The sequence below is a fragment of the Methylorubrum rhodinum genome (assembly GCF_014199935.1).
GTDB lineage: Bacteria > Pseudomonadota > Alphaproteobacteria > Rhizobiales > Beijerinckiaceae > Methylobacterium > Methylobacterium rhodinum.
In genome coordinates this window covers 118706-133141 of the sequence record NZ_JACHOP010000004.1, presented here as the reverse complement: position 1 = coordinate 133141, position 14436 = coordinate 118706, and the positions used below count along the sequence as shown (strand labels likewise).

At 70.8% G+C, this 14436-nt stretch carries 11 protein-coding genes; 8 read left to right on the top strand and 3 right to left on the bottom strand.

Features of this window, described 5'->3' with window-relative positions:
- Position 1 precedes the first annotated feature (1 nt).
- Positions 2–586 carry a TetR/AcrR family transcriptional regulator gene (locus HNR00_RS06615; RefSeq protein WP_183566784.1) on the top strand — a complete coding sequence of 195 codons (585 nt, stop codon included), beginning with the start codon at positions 2–4 and terminating at the stop codon, positions 584–586.
- Here the strand turns inward: HNR00_RS06615 and HNR00_RS06610 are convergent.
- The gene (locus tag HNR00_RS06610; RefSeq protein ID WP_183566781.1) at positions 556–789 is read right to left on the bottom strand and encodes a hypothetical protein; all 234 of its coding nucleotides are present in this window, start codon (positions 787–789) and stop codon (positions 556–558) included. The two genes, HNR00_RS06615 and HNR00_RS06610, sit on opposite strands and share 31 nt — an antisense overlap.
- 234 nt (positions 790–1023) lie before the next feature.
- Here HNR00_RS06610 and HNR00_RS06605 point away from each other — a divergent pair, with 234 nt between their 5' ends.
- The 3 genes from HNR00_RS06605 (at position 1024) to glyS (ending at position 6364) form a co-directional block, all read left to right on the top strand.
- Positions 1024–1959, top strand: a complete 936-nt coding sequence (locus HNR00_RS06605) for a glycine--tRNA ligase subunit alpha (protein ID WP_183566777.1) — start codon at positions 1024–1026, stop codon at positions 1957–1959.
- An 86-nt stretch (positions 1960–2045) separates the two neighbouring features.
- Entirely contained in the window at positions 2046–3929 is a 1884-nt protein-coding gene (locus tag HNR00_RS06600; protein ID WP_183566774.1) for a PhoX family protein, read from the top strand.
- Between the two features lie 188 nt (positions 3930–4117).
- Positions 4118–6364: a glycine--tRNA ligase subunit beta gene (glyS, locus tag HNR00_RS06595; RefSeq protein ID WP_183566771.1), complete on the top strand. Its 2247-nt coding sequence runs from the start codon at positions 4118–4120 to the stop codon at positions 6362–6364.
- A gap of 560 nt (positions 6365–6924) precedes the next feature.
- Here the strand turns inward: glyS and HNR00_RS06590 are convergent.
- A complete protein-coding gene (locus tag HNR00_RS06590; protein ID WP_183566768.1) occupies positions 6925–7392 on the bottom strand; it encodes an Hsp20 family protein in 468 nt (155 codons plus the stop codon).
- Positions 7393–7562: 170 nt separating this feature from the next.
- Between HNR00_RS06590 and HNR00_RS06585 the strand changes: the two genes are divergently transcribed.
- The gene (locus HNR00_RS06585) at positions 7563–8552 is read left to right on the top strand and encodes an alpha/beta fold hydrolase (RefSeq protein ID WP_183566765.1); all 990 of its coding nucleotides are present in this window, start codon (positions 7563–7565) and stop codon (positions 8550–8552) included.
- Here the strand turns inward: HNR00_RS06585 and hisN are convergent.
- Positions 8542–9333: a histidinol-phosphatase gene (hisN, locus tag HNR00_RS06580; protein WP_183566761.1), complete on the bottom strand. Its 792-nt coding sequence runs from the start codon at positions 9331–9333 to the stop codon at positions 8542–8544. The two genes, HNR00_RS06585 and hisN, sit on opposite strands and share 11 nt — an antisense overlap.
- Positions 9334–9538: 205 nt before the next feature.
- Between hisN and HNR00_RS06575 the strand changes: the two genes are divergently transcribed.
- The 3 genes from HNR00_RS06575 to HNR00_RS06565 are packed head-to-tail and all read left to right on the top strand — an operon-like array spanning position 9539 to position 14423.
- On the top strand, positions 9539–10546 hold the full coding sequence (locus HNR00_RS06575) for an endonuclease domain-containing protein (protein ID WP_312886009.1): 1008 nt from the start codon (positions 9539–9541) through the stop codon (positions 10544–10546).
- Entirely contained in the window at positions 10543–11292 is a 750-nt protein-coding gene (locus tag HNR00_RS06570) for a hypothetical protein (RefSeq protein WP_183566755.1), read from the top strand. The genes HNR00_RS06575 and HNR00_RS06570 overlap by 4 nt, the downstream gene beginning before the upstream one ends.
- Complete coding sequence (locus HNR00_RS06565) at positions 11289–14423, top strand: ATP-binding protein (protein ID WP_183566752.1); 3135 nt, start codon at positions 11289–11291, stop codon at positions 14421–14423. The genes HNR00_RS06570 and HNR00_RS06565 overlap by 4 nt, the downstream gene beginning before the upstream one ends.
- Positions 14424–14436 lie beyond the last annotated feature (13 nt).

The following is a 14436-nucleotide window of genomic DNA, read 5'->3' as shown; positions in this document are numbered from 1 at the left end:
CGTGGCCCGCGCGATCGCCCAGCGGAACGACCTCCTGCCCGTGCTCGCCGAGACCTTTCGCGAGCACGGCTACGAGGGCGCGAGCCTGTCGCTGATCGCGACGGCGACAGGGCTCGGCAAGGGCAGCCTCTACCACTTCTTCCCCGGCGGAAAGGCCGCGATGGTCGAGGCGGTGCTGGCCGAGATCGAGACGTGGTTCGAGGCCCACGTCTTCGCCCCCCTGCGACAGGCCGACGATCCGGCCGCGGCGATTGCCGCGATGTTCACGACGGTGACCGACTATTTCCGCTCGGGCCGGCGCGTCTGCCTCGTCGGCGCGCTGAGCCTGAGCGACGCCCGCGACCGGTTCGGGCAGGCTTTGCGGCGCTACTTCGCCCTGTGGGTCGAGGCGCTGACCGGGGCTCTGACCCGCGTCGGCCATCCGCCGGAGACTACCACGGCGCTCGCCGAGGACATCGTCGGCGGCATCCAGGGTGCGGTGGTGCTGGCCCGCGCGCTCGACCGGCCCGAGACCTTCGAGCGGATTCTTGAGTGTCTGCGGGCGCGGAGCCTGCCTCAGCGGCAGGCGGCCGGCGCGGCACCGTAGCCGTTATAGACGACCCGCACCTTGCGGACACAGGTCTCGGCAGGAGCCGCGACCGGGGCGACCTCGACCGGCGTGACCGTCACCTTGGTCTCGACGGTGTCGGTGCCGTCGGAGGTCGCGAGGGCGGAGGCGCCCATCACGATCGGCGTGGCCGCTAGCGAGGCGGCGACGAGGGCGGCGAAGACAGTCATTCCCTTGCGCATGATCTTCCGAGCCGTGGTTTGGGCTGCCCCCGTGGGGCGAAGCGTGGCTATTCCCTTGCCGCATTAACTTGGCGGCAACCTTTGCAGTTCCCCGTCTCCAAAATTCGGCGAAGAAAAGATGTGCCGGGCGGCACCGGGGTGGCGAACGCCCCCCTTCCCCCCTCGCTTGACACCCCGCCCCCCGCTCGTAAACGAGCCGGCGTCCCCTCCTTCCGCCGTCGGACCCCCCAAAAGATGAGCGACGCCGATCTCTCGCCCACACGCTCGTTCCAGGGCCTGATCCTGACGCTCCAGCGCTTCTGGGCGGCGCAGGGCTGCGTGATCCTCCAGCCCTACGACATGGAGGTCGGCGCCGGCACGTTCCATCCGGCCACCACGCTGCGGGCGCTCGGCCCCAAGCCCTGGAAGGCGGCCTATGTCCAGCCCTCGCGCCGCCCCAAGGACGGGCGCTACGGCGAGAACCCCAACCGGCTCCAGCATTATTACCAGTTCCAGGTGATCCTGAAGCCGAACCCGCCGAACCTCCAGGAACTCTACCTCGCCTCACTCGACGCGATCGGCGTCGATCTCAAGCTCCACGACATCCGCTTCGTCGAGGACGATTGGGAGAGCCCGACGCTCGGCGCCTGGGGCCTCGGCTGGGAATGCTGGTGCGACGGGATGGAGGTGAGCCAGTTCACCTACTTCCAGCAGGTCGCGGGGTTCGAATGCGCGCCGGTCGCGGGCGAGCTGACTTACGGGCTGGAGCGTCTGGCCATGTACGTCCAGGGCGTGGAGAACGTCTACGATCTCAACTTCAACGGGGGCGAGGGCGAGGCCAAGGTCACCTACGGCGATGTGTTCTTGCAGGCCGAGCAGGAATACTCGCGCCACAATTTCGAGGCCGCCGACACGGCGATGCTGTTTCGCCAGTTCGCCGACGCGGAGAAGGCCTGCCGGAGCTACCTCGACGCTGGCGCGCCGACCGACGAATCCGGCCGCCACCGCATGGCCCAGCCAGCCTACGACCAGTGCATCAAGGCGAGCCACGTCTTCAACCTGCTCGACGCCCGCGGCGTCATCTCGGTGACCGAGCGCCAGAGCTACATTCTGCGGGTGCGCGAGCTGGCCAAGGCCTGCGGCGCGGCCTGGCTCAAGACCGAGAGCGGCGGCGCTGCCGCGGCGGCGTGACGCTTGAGCGCGGGCGCCGTCATCGAAGCGACATGCGGTCGGGATAGCGCCGGGGCTTCGACCGACGCTTTGGCGACGAGCCCGCGATGTCCGATCTACCCGCCTCCCCCGACCTCGATGCCCTCATCGCTGTCCGCTTGTCCCGGCGCGGCCTGATCCGCGGCGCGGGCGCCGCCGCTTTGGCCGCCGGCCTCGGACCCGTGCCCGCGATGGCCGCCGAGCCGTCCGCCTTCGACTTCCCCGAACTGGCCGCGACCGTCGACGAGCATCTCCACGTGGCCGAGGGCTACGAGGCGCAGGTGCTCTTGCGCTGGGGCGACCCGCTGTTCCCGGACGTGCCGGCCTTCGATCCGACGGCGCAGACGCCGGAGGCACAGGAAGAACGCTTCGGCTACAACAACGACTTCGTCGGCTTCATCCCGCTCGACGGCGCCCCGGACCGCGGCCTGCTCGTGGTCAACCACGAATACACCAATGCCGAACTGATGTTTCCCGGTCTCGGCGCCTCCGACCGAAAGGGCGTGATCGCCGCCCTATCCCCTGAGCAGGTCGCGATCGAGATGGCGGCCCATGGCGGTTCGGTGGTGGAGATTGTTCGGAATGGCGAGCGCTGGGCCCCGGTGATCGGGTCGCGCTACACCCGCCGCATCACCGCCTACACGCCGATGACGATCACTGGCCCCGCGGCGGGCGATGCCCGGCTCGCCACCACCGCCGATCCCGAGGGGCGGCGCGTCGAGGGAATGATCAACAACTGCTCCGGCGGGGTCACGCCCTGGGGGACGTGGCTCTCGGGTGAGGAAAACATCCACTACTATTTCCAAGGCAAGCTACCGGAAAATCACGTCGAGGCCGCCAACGCCAAGACGATGGGGATGGGTACGCCCCAATACGGCTGGGGCCGCTTCCACGAGCGGTTCGACCTGTCGAAAAACCCCAACGAACCCAACCGCTTCGGCTGGGTGGTGGAGATCGATCCGTTCGATCCGGCCTCGACCCCGAAGAAGCGCACGGCGCTCGGGCGGTTCAAGCACGAGGGCGCGGCAGGGATCACGGCGGGCGACGGGCGCTACGTCGTCTATCTCGGCGACGACGAGCGGTTCCAGCACGTCTACCGCTTCGTCAGCGCCGCGCGCGTCGGGGCCACTCGTACAGCGAACGCGAATCTACTCGATTCCGGAACGCTCAGCGTCGCGCGCTTCGAGGCCGACGGCACCGGCCGTTGGCTTCCCCTGACCCACGGCCGGAACGGGCTCGACGCCGCCAACGGATTTTCCAGCCAAGCCGAAGTCCTGATCGAGACCCGCCGCGCAGCCAAGCTTCTGGGGGGCACCCCGATGGACCGGCCGGAGGATATCGAGGCGAACCCCAGGACCGGCCGCGTCTACGTGATGCTGACCAACAACAGCAAGCGCACGGCCGACCAGATCGACGCCGCCAATCCGCGCGCGGCCAACGCCTTCGGCCACGTGATCGAGATCACGCCGGACGGCGCCGACCATACGGCGGAGGTTTTTCGCTGGGAGGTGCTGGTCCGCTGCGGCGACCCGGCGAGACCTGAGGTGAAGGCGACGTTCTCGCCGCTGACCTCGTCCGACGGCTGGTTCGGCATGCCGGACAACTGCGCCTTCGATTCCAGCGGCCGGCTCTGGATTTCCACCGACGGCAACAACCGCCGCGCCACCGGCCGGGCCGACGGCATCTGGGCGGTCGAGACCGAAGGCCCGCGCCGGGGCACCTCGAAGCACTTTTTGCAGGTGCCGGTGGGCGCCGAGATGTGCGGCCCCTGCTTCAGCCCGGACGACCGCACCTTCTTCGTCGCGGTCCAGCATCCGGGCGAGCCCGACGAGGAGGGGGGGCTGGGCTCCTACGAGAAACCCTCGACCCGCTGGCCCGACTTCTCCCCCGACATGCCGCCCCGCCCATCGGTGGTGGCGGTGACGCGCAAGGGCGGCGGGCGGATCGGCTGATCCTCAGCTCTCACCGTCATTCCGGGGCCGCGGAGCGGAACCCGGAAGCCACGACCGGTCGCGACCTCGTGCGATGCCGCGCATCACAGGTGATTCCGGGTTCGCTTGTCAGTGCCCCGGAATGACGGAGGCCGGTTCCAAAGACTCCCGTCTCGACGCGGCCCGACCGGGCCGCTATTCCCGCGCGCATGCCCGACCTTCTCCTCGAACTCCTCTCCGAAGAAATCCCCGCGCGCATGCAGCGGCGTGCGGCCGAGGATCTGAGGAAGCTCGTCACCGATGCGCTGGTGGAGCGCGGCTTCCTCTACGAGGGCGCCAAGGCCTTCGCGACGCCGCGGCGCCTCGCGCTGCACGTGGCCGGCCTGCCGGCCCGCGGCGAGGCGGTGCGGGAGGAGCGGCGCGGGCCCCGCGTCGGCGCGCCCGAGGCCGCCGTCCAGGGCTTCCTGAAGGGCGCGGGGCTCACGAGCCTCGATCAGGCGACCACGGTTACCGACCCGAAGAAGGGCGCGTTCTACCTCGCGGTGATCGAGCGGCCCGGCCGCGCGACGCTGGACGTGCTGGCCGAGATCCTGCCCGGCATCGTGAAAAGTTTTCCGTGGCCGAAATCGATGCGCTGGGGCGCGGCCTCGGCCCAACCCGGTAGCTTGCGCTGGGTGCGCCCGCTGCAATCGATCGTCGCCACCTTCGGCCCCGAGACCGAGAACCCGGAGACCGTGCCGTTCTCGGTCGACGGGATCGCGGCGGGCACCACCACGCGCGGCCACCGCTTCCTGGCGCCCGAGCCGTTCGAGGTGCGCCGCTTCGACGACTACGTCCAGGCGCTGGAGCGCGCCCACGTCATTCTCGACGCGGACCGGCGCAAGGACATCATCCTGCACGACGCCCGCGACCTCGCCTTCGCCCGCGGCCTCGACCTCGTGGAGGATGACGGCCTGCTCGAAGAGGTGGCCGGCCTCGTGGAAAAGCCGGTCGTGCTGATGGGCTCGTTCGACGAGCGGTTTCTGGAGATTCCGGCGGAGGCCATCCGGGCGACGATCCGCGCCAACCAGAAATGCTTCGTGCTGCGCAAGAGCGGCACCGAAGAGTTGGCCCCGGCCTTCCTGCTGGTCTCGAATCTGGTGGCCTCCGACGGCGGCGCCGCGATCACCGCGGGCAACGAGCGCGTGGTGCGCGCCCGGCTCTCGGACGCGCGCTTCTTCTTCGAGACAGACAAGGCTGTGAGGCTGGAAGACCGTCTCGCGAAACTCGACACCATTGTGTTCCACGAAAAGCTCGGCACGCAGGGCGAGCGCATCGCCCGCATCGCGGCTTTGGCCAAGGAAATCGCCCCGCTGGTCGGTGCCGACCCGGCGCTGGCCGAGCGCGCCGCCCGCCTCGCCAAGGCCGACCTCGTCACCGAGATGGTCGGCGAGTTCCCGGAACTGCAGGGCCTGATGGGCCGCAAATACGCGGCGCTCCAGGACGAGCATCCGAGCGTCGCCGCAGCGATCGAGGAGCATTACAAGCCGGTCGGCCCCTCCGACCGGGTGCCGACCGATCCGGTCTCGATCGCGGTGGCGCTCGCCGACAAGCTCGACACGCTGGTGGGCTTTTGGGCGATCGATGAGAAGCCGACGGGGAGTAAGGATCCGTTTGCGTTGCGGCGGGCGGCGCTCGGCATCGTTCGCCTTCAGATTGAGACAAACCTGCGGCTCAGACTGCTTGAGCTGGCAACAAAAGCTGCGTCCGCGATTTTAGCTTTTAGAATTTGGCATCAGGGCGACTCAGACCGCGATATCGTTGATACCGTCAATCGTCTACTAGATGGCAAAGATGCTGGATTGATACCTAGCCTCGTTTTCGCTTTAGCGGATCGGCGTGATCTGGATTGGAGCACGCTTCAATATCGATCCGTTCCTATTGCGGCCGACCTCCTCGCCTTCTTCGCCGACCGCCTCAAGGTCTACCTCCGCGACCAGGGTGCCCGCCACGATCTGATCGACGCCGTCTTCGCCCTGCCCGGCCAGGACGATCTGTTGCTGGTAATTCGCCGGGTCGAGGCGCTCGGCGCATTCCTCGGCACCGACGACGGCAAGAACCTGCTGGCGGGCTACAAGCGCGCGGCCAACATCCTGCGCATCGAGGAGAAGAAGGACGGCCGCGCCTACGACGCCGCCCCCGACGCCGCCCGCGCGGCCGCCGGCCAGCCCGAGGAGCGGGCGCTGGCCGAGATGCTGGACGCCGCCCGCGCCGAGGCCTCCGCGGCCGTCGCGGCCGAGGATTTCGCCGGGGCGATGCGGGCGCTGTCACGCCTGCGGGCGCCGGTGGATGCGTTCTTCGAGAAGGTCACGGTCAACGCCGACGATCCGGGCCTGCGCGAAAACCGCCTCCTCCTCCTCAATGCGCTCCGCGCCGCCACCCGCGAAGTCGCGGACTTTTCGCGCATCGAAGGGTGAGCGCCCGACCGGCATCTCTCCAACCCTCCCCCTCATCCTGAGAGGCTGTGAGCCAAACAGTTTGCGCGGGCGGTATACGGCCGGCGGGTGAGCTCTATCGGACGGTGCGAGCACTCGCCCGCCGGTTCGATCGGTTCTACGGGCCTGGCAGCCAAGCCCCGCGGAGTTCCGGGCGCCTCAGGCCGGCCGGGTCAGGCGCAGACCGTGCCGCACCTGCTGCTGGTGCTGTGGCTCTCTGCGACCCGCGACGGGGTCGGCAGCGCACGGGCGGTGGCGCGGCTGTGCGTGAGCGCGCCGGCCTATCGCTGGCCGTGAGGGGGCGTGGGCGTGAACCACCACGCCCTGTCGGACTTCCGCAACGACCCGAGCGTGGACATCGACGATGCGAAGCGTCTCACACAGAAGGCGCGGATCGATGCCCGCACGCAGAAGGACGTTTGGCTCACAACCTCTCAGGATGAGAGGTTCGGGTCGGATGAGCGAGGTAAAGTGGTCTGCCCGCACATGAAAACGCCCCGGCCTTTCGGCCGGGGCGCGCCCCTGAACGGGTGACCGCGAGACTACGCGGCCCGCTGGACCGAGCCCTCGATCACCGGCTGGCTCGACGCGCGGCTGGCGATCTCGATGCGGCGCGGCTTCTTCGCCTCCGGGACCTCGCGGACGAGATCGACGTGGAGGAGGCCGTTCTCGAGGCTCGCGCCCGTCACGTGGACGTGGTCGGCGAGCTGGAAGCGGCGCTCGAAGGCGCGGGCGGCGATGCCCTGGTGCAGGACCTCGGCCTTGTTCTCGGTCGGCGGGCGCTCGCCCTTGATGGTGAGGGCGTTCTCCTTCACCTCGATCGAGAGGTCGGCCTCGTTGAAGCCCGCCACCGCGACGGTCACGCGATAGACGTTCTCGGCGGTGCGCTCGATGTTGTAGGGCGGGTAGGTCGGGGCCTGCTCGGCGCTCACGAACCCGTCGAGGGCCGCGAACAGGCGGTCGAAGCCGACGGTGGAACGGTACAGGGGAGCCAGATCGAACTGACGCATCACATATCCTCCGAAAGAAGCAACATGCTGTGTATGAACAGGTCCGCCCGAGGGCCGGACCTTCGCGCCGCCGTATCGGCCGGCGCATCCGTGATATTGGTGGGGCTCGAAAACCGCGCAAGAGTGCCGTTTCGACAATTTTGCGAGGCCAATGCGGGGATGAGCCGGCCGTGCTGACGCTGCGACCCACCCCCGGCCAAGCCGTCCCGCCGGGGGCTCGGCTCGTGCCGGTCGAGACCGCCGACGGCGTGCCGCTGCGGGCGGCGACGTGGCGCCCGACCACGCGGACCGTGAAGGGCACGGTCTGCCTGCTCCAGGGCCGGGCCGAGTTCATCGAGAAGTACTACGAGACGATCCGGGACCTGCGCGGGCGCGGCTTCTGCGTCGTCGCCTTCGATTGGCGCGGCCAGGGCGATTCCGGCCGGCAGGTGCGCGACCGGCACAAGGGCCATGTCCGCCACTTCGACGATTACCGGCTCGACCTCCTGGCGATCGCCGAGCAGGTGCTGGTTCCCTCCATGCCGGAGCCGCATTTCGGGCTCGCCCATTCCATGGGCGGCGCGGTGGCGCTGACCGGCGCGGCCGAGGGCTGGCTGCCGTTCCGCCGCCTCGTCGCGGTCGCGCCGATGCTGGCGATCCGCATGGTGCGCTGGCCGGCGGGCGCCTCGGCGCTGTCGCGCGGCCTGCAGCGGCTCGGGCTCGGCCGTTGCTACATCCCCTTCGGCAAGCCGACCTCGATCGCGACGAAGCCGTTTTCGGGAAACCGCCTCTCGACCGATCCGGTCCGCTACGCGCGCAACGCCGAGGCCGCCCGCGTCGTCGGCGCGGGTGCCGTCGGCGACCCGACCGTCGCCTGGCTCGCCGCCGCCTTCCGGGCGATGCGCCGGCTGGCGAAGCCCGCCACGATCCGGCGCATCCGCACGCCGATCCTGATCGTCGCGGCCGGCGCGGACCCCGTGTGCAGCACGCCGGCCATCGAGCGCTTCGCCGCCCGCCTCAAGACCGGCCATCTCATCGTCCTGCCCGGCGCCCGCCACGAGATCCTGACGGAATGCGACGCGGTGCGCGCCGATTTCTGGGCGGCGTTCGACGCGTTCGTGCCGGGCCATGGGGTGATGGCGGAGGCGCCTGCGCGCGAGCGGGCAGCGGCTACGGGTTGAGCCGCTTCAGCGCCGCCTCGTGCAGGCGCGGGCTGCCCGCCGCCACGATCCGGCCGCCGCCGGTGGCCGGGCCGCCGTCCCAGGCGGTGACGACGCCGCCCGCGCCCTCGACGATCGGGATCAGCGCGACGATGTCGTAGGGCTTCAGGCCGGCCTCGACCACGAGGTCGATCTGGCCCGCCGCGAGCATGCAATAGGCGTAGCAATCGGCCCCGTAGCGGGACATCCGCACGCTGCCCTCGACCGAGCGGTAGCGCTCGGCCTCCTGTCCTTCCGCGAACAGCCGCGGATCGGTGGTGGAGAGGATCGCGCCCGAGAGCGCGTCGCAGCGGCGGGTGTGGAGCGGACGCTCGCCCTTCGGGCTTCGCACGCTCGCGGTCTTGCCGTCGCCGAGGAATCGCTCCTGCAGGTAGGGCTGGTGCATCAGCCCGCGCACCGCCGCGCCGTGATGGGTCAGCCCGATCAGCGTCCCCCAGGTCGGCAGGCCGGAGATGAAGGCGCGGGTGCCGTCGATCGGGTCGAGCACCCAGACGCATTCGGCGTCGGTGCGCTCGGCGCCGAACTCCTCGCCCAGGATGCCGTGGCCCGGGAACCGGTCCTGGATCATCCGCCGCATCACGACTTCCGCCGCGCGGTCGGCCTCGGTGACCGGATCGAAGGCGTGGCCGGTGCCGTGGGACTTGTCGTCCAGGCCGAAATGCGCCCGGAAGAACGGCAGGATCGCCGCTCCCGACTGGGTGGCGAGGTCTTCCATGAACCGGGCGAGATCGACGACGCTCATCGAAGGGGCAGTCTCCCATTGATCCGGGCGAGCGAAGCCGCAGGCGGCGGCGGCGTCAACCCGCCGCGCGCGCTTTCGTATCGGAAGGCGAACCGAGCGAGACAACCGGGTAGCCAGCGGCGACAACCTGTGCTCCAAATCCGCTACATGCGACCGGGCCGCGCGCCCCTGGATGGAAGCCCGGCGCCGGGAGAGTCTTCGGCCCGTGCAGTCCTCCGCCCCGTTCGGCCCGCCGGCCCGGCCGCGGCTCGTCCTCGCGGACGTGGCAGGGCGCGTCGCCTGCCTCGCGCCCGGCGGCCGGCTCACCGTGATCGGCCTCGGCGCCGACCGCCTCATGGACATCCTGGATCCCGCCCGCGGCGCCCTGCTGCTGGCGGCGGACGGCCTGCAGGGTGCCGGGGCGATCCTCGACCGGCTGCTCGACGACCTCGCCGAACTCGCGCTCCTTCGCTGGCCGGACCGGTACGGCGGGGACGCGCCGGGCGAGACCGCCGATCCCCGCATCTCCGGCCCGTGGCGGCGGGCGGCGGTCAAGCGCGTCGGCCAGGGGCGGCCACCCCGGTTCCGCCGGGCGGCCCGCGAACTCGAGCTCGCCCAGCTCCTGCTCGCCATCGACCCGGCCGGGCTGATCCTCGTCGCCGAGATCGATTCGGCCTCCCCGGTTCGGGCCGGGCCGGTGATCGAGGCGCTCGGCTGGTGCGCGGGCGCCGGGGCGACGATCGTCGCCGCCCTGCCCGCCGCCCCGCCGGACACGCCGCCCTACGACCGCATCCTCTACGGTGCCGTGGCGATCGAGCGCGAGACCGCCCCGCTCGCCGCGCGCTTCGTTCCCCCGCCGCTGCCTCCGTCCTCGCGGGCCCATCCGGCCAGCGCCGTCGAGCGCCGGGTCGAGGCGGCGCTCGCCCGCGATGCCGAACTCGCCGGCCTGTTCTCGGGCAACGAGGCGGTGACGCTGCCGGGACACGAATCGAGAGTCCGGGTCGACCTGCTCTGCCGGGCCCACCGCGTCGTGGTCGAACTCGACGGGCCCGAGCATCGCGCGCCGGCGGTGTTCGAGGCCGACCGTCACCGCGACTACGCGCTTCTGGCGGCAGGCTATCTGGTCCTGCGCCTCACCAACCGTCAGGTCGAGACGGACCTCGCCCGCGCGATCGAGAAGATCCGCGACGTGGTCCGGCTGCGCCGTCCATACGGGGAGACACCGAGCCGATGACCGACACGCCGACGCCGAAGCAGGCGCTGATCCTCTGGTGCCTGCTGGGCCGCCACGGCGGCGCCCTCCAGAGCGAGGTCGCGCCGAAGATCGACAGGGCCGACCGCGAGGCCCTGATCGCAGGCCGCTACGTCGAGGCGGCCCGGCAGGGCCGCTCGCTCCGGCTCACGGTGACCGATCGCGGCTGGGCCTGGGCCGCCGATCACATGCGCGATCCGCTGCCGCCCGGCGCCCGCGTCCTGCAGGACTGGCTCGCCCTGATCCACCGGCATCTCGACGCCACCGGCGCGACGCTCGCCGACCTCGTCGGGCTCGCGCCCGAACCGGAGGCCGCGCCCCCGCCCGCCGCGAAAGCCAAGCGACCCGTCAGGAAGGATGCGGACAAGAAGACCGCAGCCAAGCCGAAGACTGCGCCGAAGCCGAGACGCGCTCCGGAGACCAAGTCCGCCAAATCGCTCACGCCGAAGACGCTCACGCCGAAGACGCTCCGGGCCAGGATCGAGGATGCCTATCTGGCGATCACCGGCGGCGAGCGGGCCACGGCGGTGCGGCTGAGCGCGCTGCGCGCCCGCCTCTCCGATCTCGACCGGGCGACGGTCGATGCCGGCCTCGCCGCGATCCTTAAGGGCGACGCGCGCGCGCGGCTGAGCCAGTTCACCGACCCGAAATCCCTCGACGCGGCCGAGCGCGCGGCCGCCTACAGCCCGGCCGGCGAGCCGTTCCACCTCCTCTGGATCCAATCATGAGCCAAGCCCTCGACGCCCTGCGCCGGGTCGATTTCGACTGGGTGCGCACCCTCGACAGCGTCTGGCTCGACGCCGAGCCGACCGGCGGCCCGAACGACGCCCTGGTGCCGCGTCTGGTCGCCGAGCTTCATCGCAAGCCGCGCGATCCGGGCAGCCGGCCCCTGGGGCGGACGCTCGTCGGCCAGTCGGGCATCGGTAAGACGCACCTGATCGGGCAGTTGCGCCGGGAGGTCTGGCAATCGGGCGGCTGGTTCGTCCTGCTCGACGTGCTCGGGCTCACCGATTTCTGGCGCAGCGCCGCGCTGAGCTTCGTCACGGCGCTGCTCAAGACCATGCCGGACGGGCGCCGCCAGTCGGACGCGGTCCTGGCCGGCGTCGCCCGCCGCTTCAACGTCGAGCGGCAGGTCGAGCAGGCCTTCGACACGCCCAACATCGACGCGCGCAAGATCGTCGATCTCCTGGTCAAGGCGCTGATGAGCGTCGATGCCGGCAACGCCCTCAAGCATCAGGACGTGTTCCGCGCCCTCTGCCTGCTGCGGGCGAGCGACCTCTCCGCCGTCGGCCTCGCCCATGCCTGGCTCCAGGGCTACGAGGCCGACCCGTCCGAGCGCGCCGCCCTCGGCTTCCGCACGCCCCCGCCCGCGCCGATCGAGATCGTGCGCGGCTTGTCCTGGATCATGGGCCTGAGCGGACCGACCCTCGTCGCCCTCGACCAGATCGACGGCGTGATCGACGCGAGCCGCTCGGTGGCGACCGACGATTTCGAGGAGGCGACGCCGCTGGCCAAGGTCTTGGCCGCGGGACTGCTCGAACTGCACGACGGGGCCGGCCGCGGCATGACGGTGGTGGCGTGCCTGTCGGATTCGTGGATGAAGCTCCAGGAATGGGGCCTGAGATCCTCGCGCGACCGGTTCGAGGCACCGGACATTCTCGTCGGCATGAACGACCGTGCGGCGGCGGATGCGCTGATCCGCGGCCGGCTCGCGCCGGCCTACCGGGACGCCGGCTTCGAGCCGCCCACCCCGACATGGCCCTTCTCGGAGGCCGCGATCACGCGCGCCGCCGAGCTCGGCATGATGCCGCGCACGATCCTGATGCGCTGCGACGCGTTCCGTCGCGATTGCCTCGCCCGGGGCGAGGCCGCGGAATGCACAAGCCTCATCGACGCCGAGCCGCCCAAGGCGCCGCCGGAGGTCGAGCGCTTCGACCTCGCCGCCGAGAAGCGCGCCGCCGAGATCGGCGGCCTGCTCGCCGACGACGAGAATACGCTGGGCGAGTTGCTGCGCGCCGCCTTCGACCTCTACGCCATAGAGGACGATCCCGACGACGCCCTCGACATCGCCAGCAAGGGCGAGCCGGAACAACGAATCCCGCCGCTGCACGGGCGGCTGACCTTCATCCACCGGGACGAGAACGACCGCGAGCGCCATGTCTGCTACCGGGCTCTGCCGCAGCAGAACGCCATCGCCTTCCAGGCCCGGCTGCGGGCGGCGCTGACCGCCTCGGGCATCTCGACCCGCATTCCGGGGCGCGATTTGCTCGTGGTGCGCCGCGGGCCGGTGCCGAGCGGGGCCAAGACCCGCCAACTCTTCGAAGCCTTCCTGGCCGCGGGCGGCATCCTGATTGATCCGAACGACGACGATCTGCGCACCTTCGCCGCCCTGCGTTCCTTGCGCGAGCGGGCGACCGCCGAGGGCCGGTTCGACCGGTTCGAGCGCTGGCTGCGCGCCGAGCAACCGCTGCTCGCCACCGACTTCTTTCGTGCGGCAGGACTCGCCGGAGAGCCCGCTTCGACCCCGCCGGGGCCGCCGCAGGAGACGGCTCCGATCGCACGGCCGGACACGCGCGCCTCGGAGGTTCATGGAGAGAATCGGGACAAGCCGCCCGCGGTGCAACCCGATAGGCCAGCGCCGGACGCCATTCCGGTCGGGCACCGGATCGCGCCCGACGCGCCGCCGGTGGCGCTGCCGCTGCGGCTGCTGCCTCGGCACACCGCCATCATCGCCGGGTCCGGCTCGGGCAAGTCGGTGCTGCTGCGCCGGCTCGTCGAGGAGGCGGCGCTCGCCGGCATTCCGGCCATCGTGGTCGATCCCAATAACGACCTGTCGCGGCTGGGCGATTCCTGGCCCGATCGGCCGACGGCCTTCACGGCCGAGGACGACGCCAAGGCGGCCCGCTACCGGGTGAGCGTCGAGGTGACGGTGTGGACGCCGGGCGTCCGCGCGGGCAACCCGCTGTTCCTGCCCGCGATGCCGGACTTTTCCGGGATCGGCGAGGACCCGGACGAGCGCCAGCACGCGATCGAAATGGCCGCCGAGACCCTAGGGCCGCTCGCCAACGCGACGAAGAACCTCCAGCGCGGCGTGCTCGCGGGCGCGCTGCGCCGCTTCGCGAAGAAGGGCGGCGGGACGCTTGCGAACTTCACGGCCCTGCTCTCCGACCTGCCGGACGGGGTCAGCGACATCGGCAGCGCCCAGAAGCTTGCCGCCGACATGGCCGATCAACTCCGCGCTGCCGTCGCCACCAACCCGCTCCTGCGGGTCGAGGGCGCGGTGCTCGACCCCGCGAAACTGTTCCAGGGCCCGGACGCCGCGAAAACCCGCGTCTCGGTGGTGAATCTGTCCGGCCTTGGTTCCGACGCGGCCCGCGAGGACTTCGTCAACCGGCTGCAGATGACGCTGTTCGGCTGGATCAAGAAGAACCCCTCGCCGCGGGGCATGCTCTACGTGGTGGACGAGGCCCAGACCTTCCTGCCCTCGGGCAAGGGCACCGCGAGCCTGAGCAGCGGGATCAAGCTCGTGGCGCAGGGGCGCAAGTACGGCCTCGGCATGATCGTCGCGACGCAGGTGCCGCGGGGCATCCACAATCAGGTCGTCTCGAACTGCACCACGCAGTTCTTCGGCCGCCAGAGCGCGCCGGCGACCATCGCGGCGGCCCAGGAGATCCTGGCCGCGAGCGGCGGGAGCGGGGCCGATATCGGCCGGCTCGGGGCGGGCGAGTTCTACTTCGCCACGGAAGGTTCGGGGCGCCCGTTCAAGCTGCGCACCCCGCTCTGCCTCAGCCACCATCCGGCCAATCCGCCGACGCCCGATCAGGTCGTCGCCCTGGCGCGGCGCTCGGCGGGCGGCTGAGATTGCCCGCCGC